Origin of the sequence: uncultured Agitococcus sp., assembly GCF_937920075.1 — a bacterium.
Lineage (GTDB): Bacteria > Pseudomonadota > Gammaproteobacteria > Pseudomonadales > Moraxellaceae > Agitococcus.
The window spans coordinates 1-11,179 of sequence record NZ_CALETI010000307.1 but is presented as its reverse complement, the minus strand read 5'-3'; the positions used below and the strand labels follow the sequence as shown (position 1 = coordinate 11,179).

General features: G+C 40.3%; 13 protein-coding genes. 8 read left to right on the top strand and 5 right to left on the bottom strand.

Features of this window, described 5'->3' with window-relative positions; all coding sequences use genetic code 11:
• Positions 1-32 precede the first annotated feature (32 nt).
• A complete protein-coding gene (locus Q0212_RS10750; RefSeq protein WP_297925312.1) occupies positions 33-257 on the top strand; it encodes a hypothetical protein in 225 nt (74 codons plus the stop codon).
• On the opposite strand, the gene Q0212_RS10745 is transcribed toward Q0212_RS10750, so the two are convergent.
• Positions 254-982 carry a Hint domain-containing protein gene (locus tag Q0212_RS10745; RefSeq protein WP_297925310.1) on the bottom strand — a complete coding sequence of 243 codons (729 nt, stop codon included), beginning with the start codon at positions 980-982 and terminating at the stop codon, positions 254-256. The genes Q0212_RS10750 and Q0212_RS10745 overlap by 4 nt on opposite strands.
• 143 nt (positions 983-1,125) lie before the next feature.
• Between Q0212_RS10745 and rlmB the strand changes: the two genes are divergently transcribed.
• Positions 1,126-1,872 carry a 23S rRNA (guanosine(2251)-2'-O)-methyltransferase RlmB gene (gene rlmB / locus Q0212_RS10740; RefSeq protein ID WP_297925308.1) on the top strand — a complete coding sequence of 249 codons (747 nt, stop codon included), beginning with the start codon at positions 1,126-1,128 and terminating at the stop codon, positions 1,870-1,872.
• 3 nt (positions 1,873-1,875) lie between these two features.
• Positions 1,876-2,766 carry a DMT family transporter gene (locus Q0212_RS10735; RefSeq protein ID WP_297925306.1) on the top strand — a complete coding sequence of 297 codons (891 nt, stop codon included), beginning with the start codon at positions 1,876-1,878 and terminating at the stop codon, positions 2,764-2,766.
• Here Q0212_RS10735 and Q0212_RS10730 read toward each other — a convergent pair.
• The gene (locus tag Q0212_RS10730; protein ID WP_297925304.1) at positions 2,753-3,496 is read right to left on the bottom strand and encodes a hypothetical protein; all 744 of its coding nucleotides are present in this window, start codon (positions 3,494-3,496) and stop codon (positions 2,753-2,755) included. The two genes, Q0212_RS10735 and Q0212_RS10730, sit on opposite strands and share 14 nt — an antisense overlap.
• 331 nt (positions 3,497-3,827) lie before the next feature.
• A complete protein-coding gene (locus tag Q0212_RS10725) occupies positions 3,828-5,363 on the bottom strand; it encodes an NAD(P)/FAD-dependent oxidoreductase (RefSeq protein WP_297925282.1) in 1,536 nt (511 codons plus the stop codon).
• 155 nt (positions 5,364-5,518) lie between these two features.
• Here Q0212_RS10725 and Q0212_RS10720 point away from each other — a divergent pair, with 155 nt between their 5' ends.
• From Q0212_RS10720 to Q0212_RS10705, 4 genes are all read left to right on the top strand, one after another.
• Positions 5,519-6,529: an AraC family transcriptional regulator gene (locus tag Q0212_RS10720; RefSeq protein WP_297925280.1), complete on the top strand. Its 1,011-nt coding sequence runs from the start codon at positions 5,519-5,521 to the stop codon at positions 6,527-6,529.
• Between the two features lie 98 nt (positions 6,530-6,627).
• The gene (locus tag Q0212_RS10715; RefSeq protein ID WP_297925279.1) at positions 6,628-7,050 is read left to right on the top strand and encodes an HNH endonuclease; all 423 of its coding nucleotides are present in this window, start codon (positions 6,628-6,630) and stop codon (positions 7,048-7,050) included.
• Positions 7,051-7,071: 21 nt separating this feature from the next.
• Positions 7,072-7,851 carry an AIM24 family protein gene (locus Q0212_RS10710; protein ID WP_297925277.1) on the top strand — a complete coding sequence of 260 codons (780 nt, stop codon included), beginning with the start codon at positions 7,072-7,074 and terminating at the stop codon, positions 7,849-7,851.
• A gap of 1 nt (position 7,852) precedes the next feature.
• Complete coding sequence (locus tag Q0212_RS10705) at positions 7,853-8,959, top strand: M48 family metallopeptidase (RefSeq protein ID WP_297925275.1); 1,107 nt, start codon at positions 7,853-7,855, stop codon at positions 8,957-8,959.
• A gap of 57 nt (positions 8,960-9,016) precedes the next feature.
• Here Q0212_RS10705 and Q0212_RS10700 read toward each other — a convergent pair whose 3' ends face one another.
• Both Q0212_RS10700 and Q0212_RS10695 read right to left on the bottom strand, forming a co-directional pair.
• Positions 9,017-9,703 (bottom strand): hypothetical protein, encoded by a 687-nt coding sequence (locus Q0212_RS10700; RefSeq protein WP_297925273.1) that lies wholly within the window; start codon positions 9,701-9,703, stop codon positions 9,017-9,019.
• 293 nt (positions 9,704-9,996) lie between these two features.
• Positions 9,997-10,896: an ADP-ribosylglycohydrolase family protein gene (locus tag Q0212_RS10695; RefSeq protein ID WP_297925271.1), complete on the bottom strand. Its 900-nt coding sequence runs from the start codon at positions 10,894-10,896 to the stop codon at positions 9,997-9,999.
• 123 nt (positions 10,897-11,019) lie between these two features.
• Between Q0212_RS10695 and Q0212_RS16825 the strand changes: the two genes are divergently transcribed.
• The coding region (locus Q0212_RS16825; protein ID WP_367175885.1) for an exodeoxyribonuclease V subunit gamma at positions 11,020-11,179 on the top strand (160 nt) is incomplete at its 3' end.

Below are 11,179 nucleotides of genomic sequence, written 5' to 3'. Positions count from 1 at the left end.
AGAAATAAGCATTAAATCTATAAAAAGTAGATTTGAGTAAGACTTGTGGAACGGTGGATGACTGTCCTGTTTTGCAAGCCGAGGTATTGGATTGGTTGGCGGAGCAGTTGGCTTTAGCACCTGTCCCTAAAACTAATACCGCACCACGCAATAAGCGTTTGAGTAATCAAGCAATTAAACAATTAGGCTATGTTTTTAAATATCCAAGTTTTAAAGAGGGGTATGGGGGGATGCTAGAGATGTCAAAAGAGCCTTAGTCTTCAATCGGCCTTAGATGTGTGGCAATATCTGTGGCATCGTGAGTCCAAATACCTGCTTTGCCGACATAATATGTGTGAAAATCTTCTACTTCGATATTGTAAACATCATCATAAAAAGGGTCTCCCACCATTTTATTGATTGTTGCTTTATAATCACCGATTAGCATATCTTTTTCAGATTCGACAAAGATGACGTTTTCATAAGGAAGGTCATAAGAACTCCAACCATCATAATATGATTCTACAGAGTAAATTTGTTGGTGATTTTGGAAATCAACAAAAACTTCTGGGTATTGTTCCACTGAGTTATAATTTGGACTCCATGCAAGGTGGGTGTTATCTAAAAAAGCAAACATTTCAACACTTTCAAAAGTATGAATTTCAATATTATTGTATGAATCAAACTTATCACAATCTAAATCAACTAAGGCTATCCACAGCCATTCGTCATATCGAAATACATAAAATGGGTTATCTATTGTCGAAAAAAACAGACAATAGAAAATATCGCCATTTTGCTCTGTGCCGCCAGTACATTTTATTCTCCATATTGGCTGCTTTGCCTCAGATTTAAATGTTTTGACAACCCGTTTATATGCCTGTTCTCCTTGTCCGCTTTCATGCTTCGACAGCACCATATCTCCCACTTTTAACTGCTCAATGGGGACTAAACCTTTGTCGGTGTGGACTAATGTGCCTGCCACAAATCCTGAAATTGTCATTTTGTATCCTTAACGATAGATTTCTTTACGATGGCCAATTTTAATCATCTTATCAACAGCCCTTACCCTTAGCATAAAACTTTTTGTTGGTCATTGCCACTAAGCATGGCACAATCAACTTTTATTTATTTCTGTTAGAGATCATGGCCAAACCTGAAAATATCTACGGTTTACACACCGTTCACGCCTTATTAACGCATCATCCCGAACACGTTTTAGAGTTATTTGTATTAAATAGCCGCGAAGATGAACGTTTACAAGCTATTATTCAACTTGCCAAACAATTTGGTTTAGCCGTACAAGCGGTGAGTCGTGAAAAACTCGACCAAATGGCCGCCAATAGCCAACATCAAGGTGTAGTGGCGCGCGCACGTAGCCATACACCACTCAATGAAAACGATTTAGCCCAGTTATTAAAAAGCTTAAAAGAACCAGCTTTTTTATTGGTGTTAGATAACATTACCGACCCACACAACTTAGGCGCGTGTTTACGTACTGCCGAAGCAGTGGGTGTTCATGCGGTCATTGCACCACGCGACAAATCAGCCGCGTTAACACCTGTTGCCCGCAAAACTGCTTCAGGGGCTGCCGAAGTATTGCCTTTTATTCAAGTCACCAATTTGGCACGCACACTCAAACAATTAGCCGATGAGGGTGTTTGGTGTGTGGGTACGACTTTAACGCCCGAAGCAAAGTCGATTTATGACGTTGATTTAAAAGGCAGTTTAGCGATTGTGATGGGCGCAGAAGGGGCAGGTATGCGCCGATTAACCAAAGAGCATTGTGATACCTTGACCTATATTCCGATGCAAGGTTCGGTGCAAAGTTTAAATGTCAGTGTCGCAACAGGCATTGCTTTATACGAAGCTTTCCGACAGCGTAGAGGTTAAACCATGGTGAATACCGCACGTGAGAAATGGATTGGCTATGGTTTAGTGATATTTACGCTAAGTGTTTGGGCAAGTTTTATTTTAATTTCACGTTTGGCGGGTAAAAGTGCGTTAACGCCTTGGGATACCACCGCTTTACGTTTTGGCACGGCAACCTTGGTGTTGTTGCCTTATATCGTGCTAAAAATGGATATTCGTCAGTTTTTTAATTGGCGTTATGTCGTGGTGGCGATTTTAGGTGGTTTAGGTTATGCCATGTTGGCTTATGTGGGGTTTAGCCTTGCACCTGCCGCACATGGCGCAATTTTTTTGCATGGTTTTTTACCGTTTTGGACAGCGTTAATGGGCTGGCTGATTGTTCAAGAACACATGACTCGTGATCGTTGGCTCGGCTTAAGTTGTATTGCTTTTGGCATTGGTGCAATGGGTTTTATTGAAATGCAAAACCCACATAGTCATTTTGGTTGGGGTGATGTGATGTTTGCTGGTGCGTCTGCCTCATGGGCAGCTTATACCGCCTTGCTCAAACGTTGGCAAATGCCACCTGTACCCGCAACTATTGGTGTGGCGGTGATTTCGGCGGTGATGTTTTTGCCAATTTACGCGCTGTTTTTGCCCAGTGGTTTAAGTCAAGTCTCTTGGCAAGTGATTGCCTTGCAAGCAGGTTTTCAAGGTGTGTTAGTGGTGATTATTGCCATGCTAACCTTTATTGCTGCGGTACAACGTTTAGGCGCGTTTACGGTGGGTAGTTTTTTGGCACTTGCCCCCATGCTGGCGGCCACATTAGCTGTGCCTGTGTTAGATGAGCCATTAACCATTGGCTTAATGTTAGGGCTGCTTGGCATGGTCACAGGTGCCTTGCAGCCGTGGCGATGGCTAATTAAGAGCCGTTAGTAGCATTAGGGTCATTATAAATTTTAAAGGGTAAGGGTGTTTTGGCTTTACGATAGGTATCATTAGTCATCATCCGTAATAGACCTACCAAAATGCTATAAGGTGCATTGCGTTGAATATAATTGTTTGCCCATGTGGGTACACGTCCACCAGGATCAACATAACCTTCGGCAACTAATTTAACTTGATTGTTGGGTAGGGGCGTAAACTCGGCAATCATATCTTCTGCAGGCATCCTAATTAATGGTGGGGCTTCGGGAATATAATTAGGTGCTGATTTGACTGTTAAAATGATTGGATCACCTGCTTTTTTTTGTGGGGTGACAATCGCGTGTAAAATTACATCACGGTCTGGCAAGCTAACAGGTGCACGATGTTTTAAATAAATATAGTATTCTGTAGGAGAAGCCTGTTTAAGCATTTTACTTTCAAATACTTCCCAGTACCATTTGGTATAATTTTCGGCATCAAGTAATACTCTAACACCAGCTTCAACACTACTGTCTAAAATCGCTTCTACTTTAAAAGAGCGATAACGTTTGCCATCTTCTTGTTTTGCCCATGTTTTAATGTTGCGGCGTTGGTCATTTTTGACCAATACCCACTGATTGCCCAGTTTGGTTTGTAAATCATCTAAATCATCATTCGCCGCATAAACATAAGGAGTGGCACTGAGCATTAATACAGTGCTTAGGCTGGCGGCACAAAAAAGGCGTAAACGAGAACTCATAATTCACCTTGTTATTTCAGACTTTATATAAGCAAAGTCTTTTATCTTAGAATTATTCTTATCATTTGGTGTCATAAACACACAAACTTCATGCTAGCAGAACATTGTTTTATTCTAGATAAAACTGTGTCATTTTGTGAGCAGTTAGACATTTCTAAACAGCATCAATAGCATTGAACAAAGAATAATCTATTTTATAGTGTGAATTGGTTCACATTTATTGGCATTTTGTTTTTTTTAGCGGTATTTTTAGTCAATTGGTAACAAAAGTATGGTTAGTTTGTGGCAATCATACGTTTATGAGTGACGTATGATTGACCAAAGGCATTAATCAGTGAGTTGTTGCAGCTTGTTTTTTGCTAGCAGACGTTTGTTGTTGGCATTTTACCCACACATAATCACTTGCATTAATTTTGCGCGTTTCGAGCCAATATTTCCACGTTGACCACGGCCAAATGGTAAAGTTTTTACCATTATCTTGTTGATACCAACTGGCACAACCCGAACTCCAGACCGTGCCTTTCATATTGGCTTGGACTTTTTCGTTAAACGATTGTTGTACCGAAGCTTTGATATTGGCGTAGTCAGCACCTTGGGCTTTTAGGGTTTTCATACAATCTAAAATGTAATTCACCTGTGCTTCAATCATAAAAATAATTGAGTTGTGGCCTAAAGCTGTATTAGGGCCAACTAATTGATACATATTGGGATAACCTGTGACACTGATGCCATAATAGGCTTCTGCACCGTCTTTCCAATCATCGACTAAGTTATGACCTGTTAAACCAGTACAGGCGAAATCTTTCATATAAATACGAGGATCAACAATAAAGCCTGTCCCCAAAATAATACAATCGGCAGGGCGAGTCACCCCATCTTTGGTGACAATGCTGTTTTCTTTCACTTCTAAAATACCGTCAGTGACCAACTCAACATTTTTACGGTTAAAGGTCGGATAGTATTTATTAGAAATCAACACACGCTTACAGCCAATGGTGTAGTCTGGTGTAAGTTTTTTGGCTAAGGCTTTGTCTTTAACTTGTATTTTAATAAACATCTCAGCCAGTTTTTGTAAGCCTTCAGCAATGGCAGGATTAAAAATTGGCCAAACACGCGATTCGTTGCTCCAATATAAACGTGCGCGGTGTAATTTGCGTAACATCGGAAGTTTGGCAAACACGGCTTTTTCAATACCCCAATAAGTGCGTTCATCACGTGGAATAACCCATGCTGGTGTTCGTTGAAAAACATACAGTTGTTTGACTTGTGGCGCAATTTCGGGAACATATTGAATAGCACTACCACCCGTACCAATCGACACCACATTTTTGCCTGTTAAGTCATAATTGTGATCCCATTGTGCCGAATGGAAAACTTTGCCTTTAAAATTTTCGATGCCTTTGATTTTGGGAATAGCTGGCACGTGCAATGGGCCGCTGGCCAAGACAAAATGACGAGCTACCACCGTTTGACCTGTTGCGGTATTAATCGTCCATAACCCTGTACTTTCGTCAAAATGAGCGCCTGTTACTTCAGTGTTAAAACGAATAAAAGGACGAATGCCATATTTTGCGGTGGTATCTAAAATATATTGTTGAATTTCGTGCCACGGGGCATAACGTTTAGACCAATCGGCTTTGCCTTCAAAAGAAAAAGAATACATATGTGATTGCACATCACAAGCCGCACCAGGGTAACTGTTATCACGCCATGTGCCGCCTACATCATTACCTTTTTCTAAAATGACAAAATTGTCATTGCCTGCTTCTCGTAGTTTAATGGCCATGCATAAACCACCAAAACCAGAGCCAACAATCGCCACATCAACGACAGTGGTTTGTGTAGGAAGGGACACTTTGCTAGTCATAACGGCTACCTCAGATTTATTTTTGTACGATAGTGCTAATCTATAACCTTAGTAAAAATAAGGATATGATAAAATTTGCCAATAATTGATATTTTTGGCCAAATAAGCGATAACTAGGTTAGTTCGATCAGTCAATTAATAAATTAAGGTCAACCATGAGTAAACGTTCGGTAATTGGTTTGGTGTATATGCTACAAGGGGCAAAACTATTGGGAGTGGATACCGTCCCCATTTTAGCAAAACACGGTTTGCAATTAGACCAATTGAATCCTGCGGCTGAAATTGATCGTCAACAAGAAGTGGCAATTTTAGATGAACTCGCTCAATCTTGTGATAATCCTTTGGCGGGCTTACATATTGGCGAAGCGATTTCTACCGCAGGTTATGGCGTGTTTACCATGTTATTGATGACCTGTAATAACGCTGAACACGCGCTAAAAACGGGGGTGGCCTATCAGCAGTTAGCTTATTTACATGGTGGGCTGCGTGTGGATTTTGGTGCAGAGTCAACAGCATTAATAATTGACCCGATTCCTTTACCAGCAACCAGTCGCCGTATTGTCATTGATGGTGATTTAGCAGGAACGGTGAAGTTGTTACGCGATTTACAAGCCCAATTTGGCGTGTTGTTAGCGGCCAAAGCCAAAGAAATTTGGGTACCTTATGCCAAGCCCAAAGAATATCGTGCCTATGAAGAATATTATCAATGTCCTGTCCGCTTTGATGCCCCCGAAGCACGCATCATTCTACCTTCAGTAATTTTACAAATCCCATTTTTAACCGCTAATCCAACCGCACATTTGCTCTATAAACAACAATGTGATGCCTTATTAGCCCAACGTTTTCACAATGATGGTTTAACAGGTCGCGTGTTAAGTTATTTGGATTTAGTGACCCGTTGTTATCCCAGTGCTGATGAAGTGGCAACGATTATGGGGCTAACAGGACGTAGTTTTCGCCGCCAATTAGCTGCCGAGCAAACCACCTTTAGACAACTTTTAGACCAAGCACGTTATCAAAAAGCAGCACACTATCTACAGTGTGGTCAATTTTCGGTCGATTATATTGCCGAACAACTTGGTTATAGTGAGTCAGCCGCCTTTATTCATGCTTTTCAACGTTGGACAGGAAAAAGTCCTAGTGTGTTTAGAAAAGCCAATTCTTAAAGTCAAAACAAGACGTTTGTTGGACATTTTTATTGCAACATGATGACAAGAAAAGATTATCATTTGAGAATTAATAAATTTTTAATAATCAGTTAATTATGAAGTTTTCCGAAAAGAGACTAGAGCAAATTTTTGACCGTACGTCAGGCTACTGTCATATTTGTCATGCTAAATTAGATTTTGATCGTTATGGTGATGTTGGCCGCAGCGGTTCGTGGGAAGTTGAACACTCAACTCCACAAGCCAAGGGTGGCACACATCATTTAAATAATTTGTATCCTGCTTGTATTAGTTGTAATCGTGCGAAAAGTGACAATAGTACACGCTCAGCACGGGCTAAACATGGTAAAAAACGTGCGCCTTTATCGGTAAAAAAACGCCGACAGGCAAAAATGGTCAATGGTATGAAAGGGACTTGTTTGGGGGTGATTGCCACCGCCGTGATCAGTGTTGATGTTTCAGGTGGTTTTATTGTGTTAGGCTTTGTGGTTGGTTATTTATTAAATCCCGATAAACACTAAATGGTATTTTAAGGAACAATTATGTCAGAGATGAGTTTTCAAATTTTGGGTTCTGATTTGCAGTATGTAGAAGTCACTTTGCCACCACAATGTTCAGTGATTGGGGAGCAAGGTGCGATGATGTATATGGATAATTATTTAGACGTCAAAACCATTTTAGGTGATGGTAATGGTTTTTTTAGTGCGCTAAAACGCTCATTAACAGGCGAGTCTTTATTTAGTAGTTTATATACCAATAATAGCGGACAAAATCAGCGCGTTGCCTTTGCTGCGCCAACTGTTGGCAAAATTATTGCTGTTAATTTGGCCGAAATTGGTGGTGAATTAATTTGCCAACGTGGTGCATTTTTGGCAGGTGAAGTAGGTACAGAGGTTAAATTAGCACGGCAAAAGAAAATTCGTGTTGGTTTTTTGGGCGGTGAAGGTTTTATTATTCAACGTATTACTGGTAAAGGTTGGGTATTTATTAATGCTACTGGTGGATTAACCGAAATGCACTTAGCCCCCAACCAAACATTACAGGTAGATAGTGGTTGTTGGGTGGCATCAACATCAGCAGTGACTTACGATATTCATTATGCAGGCAAAGTAAAAACGGCATTGTTTGGTGGTGAAGGTTTGTTTTATGCCAGCCTCACAGGGCCGGGAACAGTATGGATGCAATCTTTACCGATGAAACGTTTAAGTGCCGAACTGATGAGCAGTGCCATGACTGGCCGCAATCGAGGTGGTGTGTGGGGACGACTGTATTTAATCTTTATTATAATCGTCATTATTGTCTCATTGTTTGGTGGTCGTTAACATGACGGAACGTATTGAGGCGTTAGTGTATGGGGTAGGAATTCCGCCTACAGGTATTAAAGTTGCAGTGTATTTTGTGGGGCAACGTTTAGTGGTTGACGGTATGCCCATCGACATTCATATTAGTCAAATAACCATTAGTGTTGGTGGTTTTGAACATGATGAATTGTTTGTCAATTGGCAAGATGCTCAGCAACAACAATGGGCAATTAAACCCATTGGTCAATTAGAAATTCAACGTCTAGTACGCACAGCGCCTCTAAGTTTGCAACCGTTGTTAAAAAAATGGCACCAACGCAAACAGCATTTAAATGTAGTATGGGGATCAATTGCTGCCATTGTATTAAGTTTGCTATTGCTGATTGGGGTGATAGTTTGGCAATACGATAATTTTGTCTCGTGGGTGGCGAGTAAAATTCCTGTTAGCACTGAGCAACAAATTGGTAATGCAGTTTTAGAAAAAATAAAAGCTGAGGGAGATTTATTAGAATCGGGTAAAACGGTTGAAACGATCAGTGAAATAGGTAATAAGTTAACTCAAGGCTCTCGTTATAAATATCAATGGTATGTGTTAAAAAATGATACGGTGAATGCTTTTGCTGTCCCAAGTGGCATTATTGTCGTTCATTCGGCATTAATTGAAAAAGCCGAAAACGCCGATGAATTAGCGGCAGTTTTGGCTCACGAAGTTCAGCATGTAGAACAACGCCATTCTTTAAAACATATGATTAATAGCGTCGGTTGGGCAGCAGTGTTAACCATTGTCTTGGGTGATGCCAGTGCGATTACCGCCGTCATCGCTCACCAGTTAGGCACAAGTTATTTTAGCCGCGATTTAGAAAGTGAAGCAGATAAATTAGGTTATGCAACGCTTGTAAAAGCCAAAATTAAGCCCGATGGTATGGCGAGCTTTTTACAAAAATTGGCTGATTTATCGGGCGATACCGAACAAGGATTGGCGTGGATTTCATCGCATCCCGAAACCTTAGAACGTGTAAATACCATTAAGCAGTTATTAAAAGATCAACCCTGTCACGTTTGTCAGCCTTTGGCGATTGATTGGCAAATGGTACAAAACACCTTGCCAAAAGTGGAAAAAGCCAAATAATTACAATGATAAAACCTACCACAAAGTAGGTTTTATCATCGCATTTTTAATAATCAATTACTCTTTATACTTAAACGGAATAGGGCTATCACTGGCTGCACACTTAGAGATAACACGTTGTCGACCAATCATATTGGAGTAGGGGGTACGGCGTTGTGCATAGTTAACTAACCAAACAGGCAAACCCTCACCACCAGGGTCGACATAACCTTCTAATTGCTCTTCGGTTTGGTCTTCGCTAATTGGTTTGAACTTAGTCGTGGTTTCATAAGCAGGCATACGAATGACACCTGGTTTAGTTGGAATAAAATCAGGTGCAGCACTATAAGAAATTGCTAAAAAGCCAGTTTTAGTAGAATAAGGCTGAACTTTGGCATGAACCACGACATCACGATGTGGGACACCAAAGGGCATTTTTGCATAAAAATAAAAATAGTATTCGGTATCACTGACTCGTTTTAGCAGCTTTGCTTCAGTCACATTCATATACCAACTTGGTATGTTTTCAATATCGAAATGACAGCGCGCTGCGGCCTCTAAAGAACCATTTAAAACACCTTGTACCTTAAACGAACGAAAACGATAGCCATCTTCTTTTTTAGAAAAAGCTTTGATTTTATGCCGTTTATCATCCTTGATTAAAGCCCATTCCTTGCTCGCTTTCTCATTGTAGGGAAGGTACTCTGTGGGATCATCATCGTCATCATTCTTCGCAGCATAGCTGGTGGTGGCAGCTAATAACAAACAGAGTAAGCTTGTTTGTAAAAAAATTTGTGGTTATTCATTGTTTATACTCTGACTTTTTATATTTTGTGGTAGTTATAAAATAAGACAAATCAATACTAGTTATTACTAAGTTTTATAGTAAAGCTAATTTAGCGTAAGTTTAGATGGCTTTTTGGTCAACTATTGAAGCAATAGTATTCTGTAGCATTGTTGTCCACAAATATCTATCGTTTTTTTGTTTATCAGTACAATAGTTTTGTAGTGTGGGTTGAGAAACGAAACCCACAAAAAAATTTAGTGAGAAAACGGGGTCACCGTACAAATTTCTCCACACCCTCAGCGACACTTAATAAACGTTGATAATCTTCAATGATGGTTTTGGGTAATTGCTTATAACCATTCGCCGTTCCCCATAATGTGCCTGCCATCGCCGCAATGGTATCCACATCTCCACCACATTGAATAATCAATGACAACATTTGTTCAAAGGGTTGATGCAAATGACTGAAAGCCACATAAAGTGCCGTGGGACAAGAACTTTCAGCCGTCATCCCATGTCCCAATAAACCAATAATTTCTTTAGGTGTAGCTAAATAACCTGTTGTTAACCAGTCATTAATCACATCAAGACGCTGAATTAATGAAGGTTGTTTAATATAGGCAATTAATTCAACCAGTATTGCTGGTGGCGATAATTGTTTGAGCAAAAAATGTGTGCTGAGTGATATTAATAATGCACCTTCAACGGCTAAGGGGTGGGCGTGGGTAATGTGAGCCGTTTTTGTTGTTGCTTCAATAAGTGCTTGTTTATCTTTATAAATTAATGCCAATACAGAAGAGCGCATGGCTGCACCATTGCCATACGAGCCATTTGGATAAACTGCTTTTGCGGCGGTTTGAAAAGACTCGCCCGCTTTGATCCTTTTGAGAATCTTGGCTGTGCCTGCACCATAACCACGTCGCCAACGATAACTATGGGCAAATTTATTGGCTAGGTGTTGTTCATCTAAATGGCCAATTTCTAAAATTGACTCCAATAAATCCAACGTCATTTGGGTGTCATCTGTCCATTTGGCATAACCTTCTTTGGTTGAACCAATCATCTTCCATAATAATCGTTCCAACATACCTCCCTCATAAGGTGCACCCAACGCATCACCTAAAGCCAAACCAAATAAACAACCTTGAATTTGCTCACGAGATAGGGACATGATGCTTTCCTTTTAGCGTCTTAACCTGACGTTTAATTTTATCTAAATGATTGTTGTTGTTGCTAAATTGCTTTAAATTTAAAGATTAAATTTATTATAGGCAAGAGCAAACAGGAATCCTTCATGCTCAGCATTTATCAAAGCCATCACCTCGACAACCTGTTTATGCAGCTTGCCCAGTTTTTGGGGCGCAAACAAGATAATCCCTTTCAAGCACTCACAGTGTTAGTGCCATCATTGGGTATTGGTCGTTGGTTAACCTACGAATGGGCGAGGGTGTTTG